This is a genomic window from Chloroflexota bacterium (genome assembly GCA_015478725.1).
Lineage (GTDB): Bacteria > Chloroflexota > Limnocylindria > Limnocylindrales > CSP1-4 > C-114.
The window spans coordinates 1-14,959 of sequence record JADMIG010000002.1 but is presented as its reverse complement, the minus strand read 5'-3'; the positions used below and the strand labels follow the sequence as shown (position 1 = coordinate 14,959).

General features: G+C 70.4%; 14 protein-coding genes. 5 read left to right on the top strand and 9 right to left on the bottom strand.

The window, feature by feature from the left end; all coding sequences use genetic code 11:
* The 4 genes from IVW53_02790 to IVW53_02775 all read right to left on the bottom strand — a co-directional run bounded on the left by IVW53_02790 (position 1) and on the right by IVW53_02775 (position 3,728).
* Complete coding sequence (locus tag IVW53_02790) at positions 1–801, bottom strand: ABC transporter ATP-binding protein (protein MBF6604491.1); 801 nt, start codon at positions 799–801, stop codon at positions 1–3.
* Complete coding sequence (locus tag IVW53_02785) at positions 798–1,568, bottom strand: energy-coupling factor transporter transmembrane protein EcfT (protein ID MBF6604490.1); 771 nt, start codon at positions 1,566–1,568, stop codon at positions 798–800. Before IVW53_02785 ends, IVW53_02790 begins: the two co-directional genes overlap by 4 nt.
* A gap of 68 nt (positions 1,569–1,636) precedes the next feature.
* Entirely contained in the window at positions 1,637–2,458 is an 822-nt protein-coding gene (locus tag IVW53_02780) for a hypothetical protein (GenBank protein MBF6604489.1), read from the bottom strand.
* 217 nt (positions 2,459–2,675) lie between these two features.
* Positions 2,676–3,728: a nucleoside hydrolase gene (locus IVW53_02775; GenBank protein ID MBF6604488.1), complete on the bottom strand. Its 1,053-nt coding sequence runs from the start codon at positions 3,726–3,728 to the stop codon at positions 2,676–2,678.
* Positions 3,729–4,191: 463 nt separating this feature from the next.
* Here IVW53_02775 and IVW53_02770 point away from each other — a divergent pair, with 463 nt between their 5' ends.
* From IVW53_02770 to IVW53_02755, 4 genes are read left to right on the top strand one after another with little or no spacing between them, the layout of a single operon-like run.
* Positions 4,192–5,982, top strand: a complete 1,791-nt coding sequence (locus tag IVW53_02770; GenBank protein ID MBF6604487.1) for a 5-(carboxyamino)imidazole ribonucleotide synthase — start codon at positions 4,192–4,194, stop codon at positions 5,980–5,982.
* Positions 5,979–6,524 (top strand): 5-(carboxyamino)imidazole ribonucleotide mutase, encoded by a 546-nt coding sequence (purE, locus tag IVW53_02765; GenBank protein ID MBF6604486.1) that lies wholly within the window; start codon positions 5,979–5,981, stop codon positions 6,522–6,524. The genes IVW53_02770 and purE overlap by 4 nt, the downstream gene beginning before the upstream one ends.
* Complete coding sequence (locus IVW53_02760) at positions 6,521–6,997, top strand: hypothetical protein (protein ID MBF6604485.1); 477 nt, start codon at positions 6,521–6,523, stop codon at positions 6,995–6,997. The genes purE and IVW53_02760 overlap by 4 nt, the downstream gene beginning before the upstream one ends.
* Entirely contained in the window at positions 6,979–7,638 is a 660-nt protein-coding gene (locus IVW53_02755; GenBank protein MBF6604484.1) for an NUDIX hydrolase, read from the top strand. Before IVW53_02760 ends, IVW53_02755 begins: the two co-directional genes overlap by 19 nt.
* On the opposite strand, the gene IVW53_02750 is transcribed toward IVW53_02755, so the two are convergent.
* The 3 genes from IVW53_02750 to IVW53_02740 form a co-directional block, all read right to left on the bottom strand.
* Complete coding sequence (locus IVW53_02750; protein ID MBF6604483.1) at positions 7,631–9,106, bottom strand: aldehyde dehydrogenase; 1,476 nt, start codon at positions 9,104–9,106, stop codon at positions 7,631–7,633. The genes IVW53_02755 and IVW53_02750 overlap by 8 nt on opposite strands.
* Before the next feature lie 70 nt (positions 9,107–9,176).
* Complete coding sequence (locus tag IVW53_02745; protein MBF6604482.1) at positions 9,177–9,983, bottom strand: ROK family protein; 807 nt, start codon at positions 9,981–9,983, stop codon at positions 9,177–9,179.
* 69 nt (positions 9,984–10,052) lie between these two features.
* The gene (locus IVW53_02740; GenBank protein MBF6604481.1) at positions 10,053–10,820 is read right to left on the bottom strand and encodes a glucose 1-dehydrogenase; all 768 of its coding nucleotides are present in this window, start codon (positions 10,818–10,820) and stop codon (positions 10,053–10,055) included.
* Between the two features lie 149 nt (positions 10,821–10,969).
* On the opposite strand from IVW53_02740, the gene IVW53_02735 reads away from it, so the two are divergent.
* Positions 10,970–11,908 (top strand): NAD(P)H-binding protein, encoded by a 939-nt coding sequence (locus IVW53_02735; protein ID MBF6604480.1) that lies wholly within the window; start codon positions 10,970–10,972, stop codon positions 11,906–11,908.
* Positions 11,909–11,929: 21 nt separating this feature from the next.
* Here the strand turns inward: IVW53_02735 and IVW53_02730 are convergent, their stop codons facing one another.
* On the bottom strand, positions 11,930–12,964 hold the full coding sequence (locus tag IVW53_02730; protein ID MBF6604479.1) for a polysaccharide deacetylase family protein: 1,035 nt from the start codon (positions 12,962–12,964) through the stop codon (positions 11,930–11,932).
* 116 nt (positions 12,965–13,080) lie between these two features.
* A complete protein-coding gene (locus IVW53_02725) occupies positions 13,081–14,475 on the bottom strand; it encodes a glutamine synthetase (GenBank protein ID MBF6604478.1) in 1,395 nt (464 codons plus the stop codon).
* Positions 14,476–14,959: the final 484 nt, after the last annotated feature.

Below are 14,959 nucleotides of genomic sequence, written 5' to 3'. Positions count from 1 at the left end.
TCAGCTCACCGCGGGGAGGGAGACCCCGGCCAGTCGCGCGGCTCGCTCGAGGCGGATCCGCGACGGTGGTTCCACGCCGAACGTCTCGAGGCGCTCGTCGGCGAGGACGGCAGTCGCGGATCCCGTCAGCGCCACCCGTCCAGCCGCCACGACGGCGACCGTGCTCGCGAACCGGGCGAGGAGGTCCGTCTTGTGCTCGACGATGAGGACGCCCGCGCCGGTCGCGGCGACCAGACCGTCGAGCGCTTCGCCGACCAGCCGCGTGCCGAGCGGGTCGAGCTGGCTCGTCGGCTCGTCGAGGATGAGGTAGCGCGGCCGGAGGGCCAGGACCCCGGCGAGCGCCACGAGCTGTGCCTGGCCGCCGGACAGTCGCTGCGGATCGCGTTCGGCGAGGTGGGCGACGCCGAGGGCGGCGAACGCCGCGTCCACCCGGGCGACGACCTCCTCCAGCGGCAGGCCGAGGTTGCGCGGTCCGAAGGCGATCTCCTCCCAGACCGTCGATGCGGTGCCGGACAGCTGGGTGACCGGGTTCTGGAAGAGGATCCCGCAGCGCTGGGCGAGCTCGTGTGGCCGGGCGTGGATGGTGGTCAGCCCGTCCATCTCGACGGAGCCCTCGAGCCGACCGCCGATCGTGGCCGGTGCGAGGCCGGCGGCGACGAGGCAGAGCGTCGACTTGCCCGCCTCGTTCGCGCCGACGATGCCGAGGACCTGGCCGGGCTCGACGGTGAGATCGATGCCGTCGAGCGCCGGGCGCGTCGATCCCGCGTAGCGATACCGGACGTCGCGGACGATGAGGCTCACGGCAGGCCCGCGAGCAGCCCGGCGATCGAGAGGATGAGGAGCACCACGGTCCCCACGACGATCGACCACGCCAACGTGCGCTCGAGCGGGGTCTCGGGGAAGGACTTCAGCTGTATCCGACGAGTCGGAGCCGAGAAACCGCGGGCTTCCAGGGCCATGGTTCGCTCCTCGACCTCGGTCAATGAATTGAAGATCACGGGTCCGACGAGAGGCACGATCCCCGCGACCCGACGGAGGCGCGAGCTCTCGGTGTCGAGGCCCCTAGCTCGCTGGGCTTCGGTAACCTCGGCGATGCGTTCGCGCATCCGGGGGATCGTGCTCAGGGCTGCACCGATGACGAAATGCCCTCGACGGCCGAGTCCTCGTCGCTCCAGATCGGCAAGGAGGTCGTCGGCCTGAGTCGTGAGCGAGAACAGCGAAACTGACAAAGCAAATGCGGCCACTCGGAGCACAGCCTGCGCCGCGGCGGTGACCCCTGTGGTGGTCGCCGTCAATGGGCCGAGCCGAACGAGCACGTCATGCGCTCCCGGGAAGAAGAATGTATTGACAAGGACGATGGAGAGCACGAGCGGTGCCGTGAGGGTCACGATGACGAGGGCGCGCCTGAGCACTCGCGCATATGCGGCGACGACGACTACCGTGCAAGCGACCGCGAGGGGACCGGTCCAACCCCGCACGCCAATGGCGATCAGGGCTTCGGCGAACGCGATGACGAGCTTGGTGGTCGGGCAGAGCCGGCGATACGGTCCGACAGAGAGGCGCGTCACGAAATCGGGGAGAAGGCTCCTCGGATCCAGGTCCTGGGGAGGCGATGTCACCGTTGCCGGACGCTCGGTCAGGTTCCGGCTACAGCGATCCGGTCTCCGAGTGGGAAACGCGCGACGAATCGGCTCGACAGACTGCCGAGGACGATGAATACGACGAACGACGTGATCGTCTTGTCGATGGGGTCGCTGAAAAGTCCCTGGCCGAGCGAAGCGTTGTAGACGTCCGCTCCGCCCTGTCGCAGGGCTGCCACGATCAAGTCGGTCCCCGATCCCGTCACGCCTCCGTAGACGATCGCTGCGATGGGGGCAGAGACGATGGCGGCGACGATCCCAGTCAACGCTCCGGCAACGGCGACCCAGGCCCCTGCCGCATCACGGCGCACGAGGATGAAGCCGGCGACGGTGAGGCTCGCCACGGCCGCTATCGCCACGATCGCGGTGAACACCCAGGCCGGATACCCGCCCACTTTGGGATCTGTGTAGGCCGGGTTGTCGTAAATGCGCGAGGCGAGAAACAGGACGAGCACCACGCCCACGATGGCGGCACCGTAGAGCGCTACGCCGGACGACGGCCGCGGCCTGAAGACACCGAGATAGCCCCACAGGCCCGCCAGGAGGCCGATCACCGCCGCCGTCACGGCGAACGGTCCGATATTGCTGCCGGGTCCGATGCCCGGCGCGTATTGCCAGATCAGATTGCTCAGGACACCGGTGACCGCTCCGGCGATCGGTCCGGCCAGCACACCGACAAGGATCGTCCCGATCGAGTCGAGATATATCGGGAGATTGAGGATCTTCTGGACCGTGAACCCAAGCACGATGTTGATCGCGATCGCGATCGGCATGAGCACGATGACGCGGGTACTGAACTGTCGCGACAGCCACGCCATGGCGGATGGACCTCCTCGCTCCGCGTCCGGCGATCGCCGGACAGAACCCTCGCGTCCAGCTTGCCACGCCGGGCGGCGCGCTGCCAGCCCGTCGCGGTCGTCCGCCCCGGTTCGTCGCGGTCGTCCGCCCGAGCCGTCGCGGCGACGTGCGCCCCCGGGTCAGTCGGGCCGGCTCGGCGAAATCCGTTCAGGCGTGAATTGTTCGGCGATACAGCATTCAGGCCTGCGCGAGCCTCTCGGCCAGCGCTCCGACGCGTTCGACGAATCGATCGAGGAATCGATCCGCGTCGGCCTCCACCGCGACCTCGCAGCTCGGTGGCCGGCCCCACAGGTGTCGCCAATCGGCCACCGTCTCGCCGGTCGTGACCGCACCGTGGGTCTCGACGTCCACGGTGACCTTCTCCGTGCGGACGAGGCCCGGGTCGAGCGCGGTGGCGATGGCGAGCGGATCGTGGACGAACGCACCGTAGAACCCGTCGTATCGAGCGTGGAATTCCATATAGAAGCGGAGGGCATCCGCGAGGTAGCGCACGATCGGATCCGAGGCGACGCTGCGAGCCGCGCGCAGCGGGTCGTCGCCGCGTGCGAGGGCGAGTGAGTCGTCAGGACGGCTGCCGGCGCGCCGGGCAAGGGCGACGAGGTGGTCCGGCAGGAATCGCGCCCGCTCCGTGACGTCGAGGCCGAGGACGAGGGGCAGGCGCTCGACGGGGGACTCGCCGAACGCGGAGAAGACGATCCTCGCCGCCTCCGGATCGCAGTGGATGTTCCACTCCTCGCGCGGTGTCGTGTTGCCGGCGACCCGGAACGCGCCTCCCATGACGACGACCCGCCGGAGCAGTCGGGGGAGCTCGGGTTCGAGGAGCATCGCCAGGGCGAGGTTCGTCAGGGGGCCGAGCGTCACGAGCGTCACCTCGTCCGGCCGGCTGCGGGCAGTCTCGACGATGAGCTCGACCCCGTGGCGGTCCGAGACAGGCCGCGTCGGTGGCGGCAACACGGCGTGACCGATGCCGCGCGGGCCATGCGTCTCGGGCGTCGTCTCGAGCGCCCGCATGAGCGGCGTTCGACGTCCGATCGCGACCTCGATGTCGGTCCTGCCGGCGAGTTCGAGCACGGCTCGCGTGTTCTCGGCGACCTGCTCCGCAGCGACGTTTCCGGAACAGCAGGTGACCGCGAGGATCTCCGCCTCGGGGCTCGCGCATGCGTAGAGGAGGGCAAGGCTGTCGTCGATGCCGGTGTCGCAGTCGATGAGGAGGGGGATCCGGTCGGTCACGAGTCACTCCTGTGTCAAGCGGCATCTCCGATGCTAGCGGATGGCGCGATCCGGGATTCCTGGGACCGCTTGCGCTTCGCTCACCCCTGACGCCGGCTCTTCACGCGGCCGTGGCGTCGCAGGGACGACGCCACGGCGCCACTCTGTGGAACGCCGGGCGTTCCAACTAGCGCGCGCTCACGGCGAACATCGATCAGCCGAACTCCGGGCGTTCCAAGTGTGCGAGATCGCCGCGCGTGACGCATCGGATGGAACTCCGGGCGTTCCAAACGGTCGGAGGCGCGGGCACAACATCTGGACGGCACATCGGATGGAACGCCGGGCGGTCCAGGCACGCGGCCGGAGCGCGCACGCAGCGGCCGGAGCGCGCACGCAGCGGCCGGAGCGCGAGCGATCCGGCAACGAGCGATCCGGCCCGTCCCGGACCGACTGCCCGGCTGCGACCGCCTACACTTGCGCCCCCATGCCCGACCGACCGCCGACGCGGGATCCACGCATCGCCGCCTCCGGCGCCGGCTCCCACGCCGAACCCCACGCCGGACCCCCGATCCTGCCCTACCCCCAGCGACCCCTGATCGTGACCGCTTCGGACCCGATCTGGCCGGTCCTCGCTGCGCGGGTCATGGAGATCGTGCGGGCGGATCGTCCGGAGATCGAGATCCATCACATCGGCAGCACATCCGTTCCCGGGCTCCTCGCGAAGCCGATCCTCGACCTCGGCGTCCTCGCCGACCCGTCGTCGATCGCGGACATCGCCGAGCACGCTCGACGCCTCGGCTTCGGCGCCCAGACCGGGATGTTCCCGTTCCCGCCGACGCGACCGCTGCTCCTCGGTGCGCTGTCGCGGGACGACGGGCCACCCATCCCGATCCACCTTCACGTCATGCCGACTGCGGGACGCTTCCAGCACGACCTTCGCCGCCACCTCGTGTTCCGCGATGCGCTCCGGGCGGACCCGGATCTCCGCCAGGCCTACGCGGATCTCAAGCGGGGGATCGTCCGCGCCGGAGTCGGCACCGGCCTCAGCTATTCGCTCAACAAGACGGCCTTCATCCGTGATGTCCTCGCGGCCCACGGGGAGGAGGACTCGCCGCTCGCGCCCGGCTCGACGATCGGCATCATCGGCGGCGGTCAGCTCGGCCGGATGCTCGCCCTCGCGGCGCGCCGGCTCGGCTACCGGATCGTCGTCCTCGACCCGGATCCGGCGTGCCCAGCTGCCGCGGTGGCGGAGCGGGTCGTCGTCGCCACGTACGATGACGTGGATGCGGCCGGGGAGCTCGCCGCGTCATGCGATGTCGCGACGTACGAGCTCGAGCACATCGCGGCGGCGATGGTTCGCCGGATCGACGCGGACCGACCCATCCACCCGGTCGAGTACGCCCTCAGGATGACCCAGGATCGCCTCGCCGAGCGACGGTTCCTCACGGCGGTCGGCGCCCCGACGGCTCCGTGGCGCGAGGTCCGGACGCTCGAGGATCTCCGACGCGGAGCGGCCGAGCTCGGCTATCCACTGCGCCTCAAGGTCGCGATCGGCGGCTACGACGGGCGCAGCCAGGTGCGCCTGGCCGCCGAGGAGGATCTCGGGCCCCGGTTCGCTGCCCTCGCCGGGTCCGTCCAGCGCGACGGTCTGCTCCTGGAACGGGAGCTCGAGTTCGCCGCCGAATGCTCGGCGATCGTCGCGCGTGACGCCCGCGGCCGCACGGTCGCTTATCCGCTCGCCCGGAACCTCCACGACGATGGGATCCTCGTCGAATCCATCGCCCCGGCCCCGCCACCCGTGACCCCGGCGATCGTCGCGGTCGCGCAGGAGCTCGCGGGCCGGCTGGCGACGGAGCTCGACCTGGTCGGCATCCTCACCGTCGAGCTGTTCGTCCTCCACGACGGGTCGCTCGTGGTCAACGAACTCGCACCGCGGGTCCACAACAGCGGCCACTGGACGATCGAGGGCGCGGTGACGAGCCAGTTCGAGCAGCACATCCGGGCGCTCGCGGGGCTGCCGCTCGGGGCACCCGACGCGACCGGCATCGGCGCGACGGTCAACCTCCTCGGTACCGGCCGGCGCCGGCCGGCTCGCCTCGCCGGCCTCGATCGGGCGCTCGCGGACCCCGCCGTCCACCTCCACGTCTACGATAAGCGCGAGGTGTTCGAGCGCCGGAAGATGGGCCATCTCACCGTGGTGGCCGCTCATCCGGACGAGGCGATCACCCGAGCCCGGACGGCGCTCGCCGCCCTGCACTGGGAGGACGAGCCGTGAGTGAGGAGCGCGAGCGACGCGACAGGAGCGTCGAGGCGACTGGCGCGGCAGCGTCGGATCGGCGACCGATCGTCGGGATCGTGGGAGGAAGTCGCTCGGACTTCCCGATCCTCACCACGGCCGCCGCGCTGCTCGACGAGCTCGGGATCCCGAACGAGCTTCGCGTGGTGTCCGCCCATCGGACACCCGACCTCATGTTCCGCTATGCCGAGTCCGCCGCCGATCGGGGTCTGCGGGTCATCATCGCTGGTGCCGGCGGGGCGGCCCATCTGCCCGGCATGATCGCGGCGAAGACGCTCCTTCCGGTCATCGGCGTGCCGATCCCGCTCGGCCAGCTCGACGGACTGGATTCGCTCCTCTCGATCGTCCAGATGCCGCGAGGCGTGCCCGTCGCGACGGTCGCCATCGGCAACGCGGAGAACGCGGCTCTGCTCGCGGCCCGGATCCTCGCTCTCCACGAGCCGACCGTCGCGGCGGCGTTGGCGGCGTACCGCGATCGACAGGCGCAGCACGTCCTCGACGATCCCTCGAACGCCGGTTGACCGATCCGATGGACGACCCGCGCTGGGAGGCCGGCATGCCGGTCCTGGACCGCCAGACCGGTCGTGACCCGTCCTCCGGCCGGGGTCCGGTCGAGCCGCCGATCGCCGGGATCGCAGGCCGGCCCACCCTCGCCCAGCTGCCGATCCGCTCCGTCCCCGAGACGGCGCCGACGCCCCTTCAGCCGTACTACATCAACCTCTCCGTCATCGCCCTCATCTCCGGGGCGATCGCGATCACCGCACTCGAGCTCGGCGCCGGACCCGGCTCGGCGCTGGTCAAGCTCTGCGTCGTCGTCGGCGCCCCCATCCTCGCCCTCACGACGGGCGACGCGACGCTCCGGATCTGGCGCTCGGCCCGGGCATGGATGCCGGTGGATCGGACGAAGGGCTGGTTCCGCATCGGATGGGTCGGCGCCTCGATCGTCCTCATCGCGGTGCTCGTCGGCTTCTCGTGGTGGGTGCTGACGTCGTGACGGACGACGATCTCAGCCCGGACCGCCCGCGGTTCGATCGCGGGCCCGACGCCCGCTCGACCGGCATCGACTCGGGCCGAGGCGTCCCCCACTGGCTCGCCGCGGCGCTCCGCCACTGCTCGCGCTGCGGCGCGCCCCTGCGGTTCGGAACGATCGACGCTGAGGATCGCGAGCGCCTGGGCTGCGACGCGTGCGGCTACATCGCCTACGTCAATCCGCGGCTCGTGGTCACCACCCTCCCGATCACGGACGCGGGCGATCTCGTCCTCATCCGCCGCGGGATCGAGCCCGGACGGGGCGCCTGGGCCCAGCCCGGCGGCTTCCTCGAGGTCGACGAGACGGTCAACGAGGCGGCGATCCGCGAGGCGTTCGAGGAGACGGGTCTCGTCGTCGAGCCCGGGGAGATCGTGGGCCTTTACTCTCGGCTCGAGGCGGCGGTCGTCGTCATCGCCTTCGAGGCCCGCGTGGCCGGCGGGTCGCCGCGGATCAATCCCGAGGCGCTCGAGATCGTGGCCTTCGCTCCCGACGCGATCCCTTGGGCGGGCATCGCCTTCAGCACGACGTTCTGGGCGATCCGTGACTGGCTCCGGCGGCGGCACCCGGAGATCCCCCCGCCCGACCTGCGGGCCGGCCTCAGCTGAGGTCGACGAAGATGTTCTTCACCTCGGTGTACAGCTCGAGGGCGTGCATCCCGAGCTCGCGACCGATGCCGGACATCTTGTAGCCGCCGAACGGGGCCTCCGTGTGGACGGAGCTGTTCGAGTTCACCGAGAGGACGCCTGCCTGGAGCCGCTTCGCGGTCCGCAGGGCCCGGCCGATGTCCCGGCTCCAGACCGAGCCGGAGAGGCCGTACGGCGTCGCGTTGGCGAGCTGGATCGCCTCGTCCTCCGTGTCGAACGGGATGACCGTGACGACCGGACCGAAGATCTCCTCGACGGCGATCCGCATGTCGTTCGTCACGTGATCGAAGATCGTCGGCATGAGGTAGGCCCCGCCGGCGAGTGCCGGATCGCTCGGGATGTCTCCGCCGACGACGACCGTCGCGCCCTCGCGGATGCCGATCTCGATGTAGTCCATGACCCGCTCGCGCTGGCGGAGGCTCACGAGCGTCCCGACCTCCGTCGCCTCGCTCGCCGGGTCGCCGACCTTGACCTTCCGGGTCGCCGCGGCGAGCAGCTCGACAGCCCGTTCGTGGACCGAGCGCTCGACGAAGATCCGGCTCCGAGCGCAGCAATCCTGGCCGGTGTTGTCGAAGACGGCGTACGGCGCAGAGGCGGCCCAGGCCTCGAGATCGGCGTCGGCGAAGACGATGTTCGGGCTCTTGCCGCCGAGCTCAAGACTGATCTTCTTCACGTTGCCGGCCGCGAGCCGCATGATCTCCTGGCCGGTCGTGGTCTCGCCGGTAAAGGCGACCTTGCCGACGCCCGAGTGGGCGGCGATGCTCGCCCCGGCCGTGCCACCCGGCCCGGTCACAACGTTGAGGATGCCGGCCGGGATGCCCGCCTCGAGGGCGAGCTCGCCGAGCCGGATCGCCGTGAGCGGCGAGTAGCTCGCCGGCTTGAGGATGCAGGCGTTGCCGGCCGCGAGCGCCGGCCCGAGCTTCCAGCTCGCCATGAGGATGGGGAAGTTCCACGGCACGATGAGCCCGACGACGCCGATCGGCTCGCGGAGGGTGAAGTCGAGGCCGGGCTTGCTCACCGGGATCGTCTCGCCGAACAGCTTGTTCGCCGCGCCGGCGTAGTAGTCGAAGACGAGGCTCGCGCCGATCACCTCGCCCCGGGCGCCACCGATCGGCTTGCCGACGTTCCGGCTCTCGAGCGAGGCGAGCTCCTCCGCGTGGTCCTTGATGAGCGTCGCGAACTTCGCGAGCGTCCGGCCGCGCTTGCCGGCCGCCCAGTTCGCCCAGCCCTTCGGGTCATCGAAGGCCTTCCGGGCCGCGGCGACCGCGCGATCGACGTCCTCGCGGCCGCCGAGCGGCGCCCGGGCGATGACCGCGCCGTTCGCCGGGTTCACCACATCGAAGGTCTGGCCGTCCGCCGCGGCGAGCGAGTCGCCGCCGATGATCATGCGGGTGTCGAGGATCGGCGTCGTCTGTGGTTCGGTGGTCATCGTCGGTCTCCGGTTGAGCGGACGCGAAGCCGCGGATCGATCGTCATGGGACCGCCCGATGATACGCCGCTCAGTCGTCGGCGCCCTCCTGGGCTCGAGCGGAGGGGTCGACCGCGAGGAGCGCGGCACCGACGATGCCGGCCTCGTTGCGGAGGGTCGCCGCGATGACCGGCGGCCGGCAGGTGAGGCGGGGGATGAACCTGTCGCCCTGCTTGCTGACCCCGCCGCCGAGGATGAACAGGCGCGGCCAGAAGAGCCGGTCGATCGCTTTGAGGTGCTCGTCGAGGTCCTCCGCCCAGCCCTTCCAGGACTCGCTCCGTCGGAGGCGGGCGGCGGCGGAGGATCGCCACTCGGCGTCCTTGCCGCGGATCTCCATGTGGCCGAGCTCGGTATTCGGGACGAGGACGCCGTCATTGAACACGCCGGATCCCACGCCGGTGCCGAGGGTGAGGAAGATGACGACGCCGCGACGGACGGACGGATCCGTCGCTCCCACGCCGAAGCGGATCTCGGCGAGGCCCGCGACATCGGCGTCGTTGCCGAGCGCCACCCGGCGTCCGACCGCCTCGCTCATCGCGTCACGGGCCGCGAAGCCGATCCAGCGCTTGTCGATGTTCGCCGCCGTCATCGTCGCCCCGTCGAGGATGACGCTCGGCAGCCCGACCCCGACCGGCAGGTCCGGCGCCCCCATCTCGACGCCCGCCCGCTTGACGAGCGAGGCGATGACCTTGATGACCGCCTCGGGTGTCGAGGGCTTCGGCGTCGCGATCCGGTAGCGCTGGCTGGCGAGCGCGCCGCTCGCCAGGTCGACCGCCGCGACCTTGATGCCACTCCCGCCGACGTCCACCCCGATCGCGATCCGCCGCTCATCCGCCATCGTCCTCGACTCCCGCTCTGGCCTTCCTGCGTCTTCGACCACCGCCGGCCGCACCGGTCCGGTGCCGAGCTAGAAGTAGTTCACGCTGATGCCGCCGTCCACGACGAGCTGTGCCCCGTTCGTCCAGCGACTCTCATCCGAGGCGAGGTAGACGGCCATGTGGACGATCTCCTCGGGCTTGCCGAAGCGGCCGGACGGGTTGCGGGCGAGGCGGATCCGTTTCGCCTCCGCGTCCTTCACGAGCCAGTCCATGAGGAGCGGCGTCTCCACCGGCCCGGGGCAGATCGCGTTCGAACGGACGCCCTTCGGCCCGAACTGGACGGCGAGGCTCCGGGTGAGGGAGAGGAGGGCGCCCTTCGAGGCGGTGTAGGCGTCCTGTGGGACCGAGCAGCCGAGGAGGGCGACGAAGCTCGCGATGTTGATGATCGAGCCGGAGCCCTGCTCGACCATCCGGGGGATGGCGAACTTGCAGCCGAGGAACACGCCGCGGACGTTGATCGCCATGACCTGGTCCCACGTCGCGACATCCGTGTCGACGACCGAGTGGTCCGCCTCGGGCATGATCCCCGCGTTGTTGTAGAGGACATCGACCCGACCGTACGTCGCGACCGCGTGATCGATCATCGCCTTCGCATCGGTCTCGTTCGAGACGTCCACCTTGACGAAGGTCGCATCGCCACCGGCCGCACCGACGAGTCGGGCGGTCTCGGCGCCGGCGGCGGTGTTGAACTCGGCGACGACGATCTTCGCCCCTTCGGCCGCGAACATCAGCGCCGCGACGCGGCCCATGCCGCCACCTGCCCCGGTGATGATGCAGACCTTGCCCGCGAGCCTCATCGATCCTCCTCTGATGGCGGGACTCCGCCGCGGATCCCTGTTCCGCAAGGGTACCGCCCATCCGTGCGGCGCGGGGGCGAATCCGGAAAACGTGCTATCTTCAGGTCGCCTGTTCTCGTCCGTCGCGAGGGGTAGCAGGGAAGGATGCCATGAGTGTCGTCGTCGCCGGGGGGACCGGGTTCGTCGGGAGCGCCGTCGTCCGAGAGCTGGCCCGGCGCCGTGAGGCGGTCGTCGCCCTGTCCCGCCACCCAGAGCGCGCCGCGACCCGCGTCCCCGCGGGAATCGAACTCCGCCGGGCGGACGTCGCCGCGTCGACCGCGGATGCCGGCCCCGCCCTCACCGCGGCGCTCGCGGGTGCCGACGCGCTCGTCATCGCGCTCGCATTCGACGACATGCCGATGGAGAAGCCGAGCCGCGGCCGGACCTTTGAGGCGGTCGACGCCGCCGGGACGGAGCACCTCGTCGCCGCGGCAAAGGCGGCCGGGGTGAGCCGGCTCGTCTATGTCTCGGGTGCCGGGGCTGCGCCGGACGCCCGATACCACTGGTTCCGGGCGAAGTGGCGCGCCGAGACCGCGGTCCGCGAGTCCGGGATCACGTTCACGATCGTCCGTCCGACGTGGGTCTACGGTCCCGGCGATGCAGCGCTCAACCGCTTCCTCGGCTTCGCCCGCTGGTTGCCCTTCGTGCCACTGACGAACGACGGCCGACAGCTGCTCGCTCCGGTCTTCATCGACGACATCGGCCGACTCGTGGTTGACGCGCTCTCGGACCCGGCCGCGGCGGATCGGACGTTCGAGGTCGGCGGTCCGGAGACATTCGAGATGAACGAGATCGTGCGCGCTGCCTTGCGCGCGGCGGGTCGCCGCCGACCGCTGCTCCACGGCCCCACGCCCCTCGTCAAGCTCGCCGCGTGGCCGCTCTCGTTCCTCCCGAATCCTCCGCTGACGCCGGCGGCCGTCGACTTCATCAATCAGCCGGCGACCGTCGACGTCGGTCCGTTGCTGGCGGCGATGCCACGGCGGCTCACCCCGCTCGAGGAGGGACTCGCCACGTATCTGCCTCGACGCAAGGATGGCCGAGCCGGCTGACCCGGTGCCGGTTGACCCGGACTAGCCGGCGATCCAGAGCATCTCCGCCAACAGGAAGCTCGGGGTGGTCGTCGGCCGCACCTCCAGGCGGGGCAGCAGGAAGCGGTTGGTGGCCGAGACCGGACCGCTCGCCTCATTCGTGACTGCGACAAGCAGGCCGGCCGCGCGGACGGCCGCGATGACCGCGGGATTTCGATCTCCGAACGGGTAGGCAAAGGTGATCGGGCGACTCCCGACGAGGGCGGCGATGCGGTCAGCGGCGGCCCCGATCTGCAGCGCGAGCGCCGGTCCTGACAGGCGCGCCAGGTTCACGTGGTCCACGGTGTGGTCGCCGATCTCCATGCCCGCCGCCGCGAGCGTGGCCAGGTCCCCCGGATGGAGGTTGGCCGCTCGTCCCAATCGACCCGTGACGACGTAGTACGTCGCGACGAGCCCGTTGCGGACGAGGATCGGCAACGCGTTCGTGAGGCCGTCGCGGTGCCCGTCGTCGATGGTGATGACGAACGTGCGGGCGGGCGGTGGTGTCCCCGCCATGAGATCGGCGGCCAGGGTCGCCATCGTGATCGAACGCCAGCCGGCGCGGACGAGGGCGTCCATCTGGGCCTGGAAGACCGGCGGCGGCACACACAGCCCGGCGAGGGACCCGGGAGCAAGGGCTGGATCGATGATCCGGTGGTACATGAGGATCGGCACCCGGAATACGACATCCGTGCCGGCGGGGGTGGGCAGCGGGACGACCGATGGCGGAGCCGACGGAGGTGACGACGGCGGAGACGACGGCGGGGCCGGCGCAGCGGTGGTCACGGGAGTCGCGGAGGCCTGCCCCGAAGGTGTCGTCGCCTCTGGCCCGTAGGTCCCAGCCGGAGTCGCCGTGGTCTGACTCTGCGTCGCGGTCGGCCAGACCGTGGGCGGTGCGGTCGGCTGAGCGCCGGTGGAGGTCAGCCGGTTCGACGGCGCGCCGGACCCGACCCCGCCGGGACTCGAGACACCAGTGCAACCGGCGCTGACGATGGCGAGGACGAGGACGAGTGCTCGACGGCTCGTCGCCGTCGCCACCCGACGCCTCCGCTGCCCGACGTGCGCTCCATCCACGGACGGAATCTTCGTGCCCCGATGTTTCGATGTGGCTGCTGCCCCGGTGTCGCTTCCATCATCCTCCAGCCGGGTTCCGGTCAGCTCCGCTCGAGGTACCGCTGGCGGTCCCAGTCGTGGACGACCGAGTCGTAGACCATCTGCTCGTGCCGCGCGGCGTTGAGGTAGTGGTCGACGATGTCCTGTCCGAAGATTTCGACCGCCGCCGCGCTCCGCTCGAGCTCCGGGATCGCCTCGTAGAGGGCCCGCGGCATCCGCGGGTGGCCGGTCGCGAGGTACCCGTTGCCCTTGAACTCGGGTTCGAGCGGCAGCTCGTGCTCGATGCCGTAGAGCCCGGCACCGACCATCGCCGCGTACGTCAGATAGGCGTTCATGTCGCCCCCGGGGAAGCGGTCCTCGACATGGAGCGCGTCGCCGTGGCCGACCACCCGGAACCCGGTCGTCCGGTTGTCGCGACCCCAGACGACGTTGACGGGCGCCCACGAGAGCGATGCGTAGCGCTTGTATGAGTTGATGTTCGGGGCGATGAAGATCGCCAGCTCGCGGGACAGCCGCATCATCCCGGCGACGAAGTGGCTGAACACCTTCGACATGCCGTATGGCAGGCCGGCCGCGGGATCGTGGGTGAGGGAGTGCGCGCCCGGTTCGTCCCAGAGGCTCATGTGGAGATGACCGGACGAGCCAGTCCACGACGCGTCCGGCTTCGCCATGAACGTGATGCCCCAGCCGTTGAGGTAGGCGATCTCCTTCGCCCCGTGCTTGAAGATGACACTCCGGTCCGCCGACTCGAGGACGTGGTCGTAGCGGATGTTCACCTCGTGCTGGCCCGGCGCGGCCTCACCCTTGCTGAACTCGATCGGGATCCGTGCCTCCGTCATCTGGTTGCGGAGGAGCCGGTGCAGTGGTTCCGCCTTCGTCGCCTGGAGCAGGTGGTAGTCCTCGTTGTAGTAGCCGAATCGCTCCGGGATGCCCCAGCCGCGGCGGTTGGATTCCTCCCACGATTCCTTGAGGACGTAGTACTCGAATTCCGAGCCGGCCTTGACCGCGAAGCCCGCCTTCGCGGCGAGGTCGACCTGCCGCTTGAGGATGGTCCGCGGTGCGATCGGGATCTCGGCCTGGGTCTCCTCGTCCGTCGCGTCACCGAGCACGAGAGCCGTCTTCTCGAGCCAGGGCAGGATCCGGAGCGTGTCCCAGACCGGGCTCGCGACCCAGTCGCCGTAGCCGGTCTCCCAGTTCATGAGGGCGAACCCGTCCGGTGTGTTCATTTCCATGTCCGTGCCGAGCAGGTAGGTGCAGAAGTGGGCGCCGTGGTCGATGACGCCGTCGAGGAACGCCTGCGCCTGGACGCGTTTGCCCATGAGCCGGCCCTGCATGTCCGTGATCGCGACGATGAGGGTGTCAATCCGTCCATCGCGGACCATCGCCTCGAGCTCCGCGAGTCGCGGATGCCTGGCGTCGTGGCTGTGATCGCTCATCGGGCTGTCCCTCGCAATGTCTGTGACCCGTCAGGTGTCGGGATGGGGGGTCGGGGTCGGGGTCGGATGCGTGGCCCGCGAGCATGAGGCGCGAGCCGGAGCCGGGCCCGTGGCCGGGCGCGTGGTCAGATGCTACGTGTCGCTGACGGCCGATGTTCGGTCGAACCGACGGCCGGAGCCTCGCGCCGATGCGCCGGGCCGGGTGTCCGCCCTCGCACGGCCCTCGCCGCCCTTCCGATTCCGCCATCTGCTCGTCAGGCGGGCGTTGGTCCGGGGCATCGTGTCAGATGTCGCTTCAGGCGCACATCTGGCACTCGAACGATCGCCGGGTTCCAGCGGCCACGCACGAGCAGACGATGTTTCGCGATCGGGCGCGATCCATGCTCGGACGAGCGCCCTCCTGAGGGTCATCTGTCCGGATCCGTGTCTCGCCGAGCCGGGAGGGGCCGGGGACGCGCCGAGCCGGGAGGGGCCGGGGACGCGC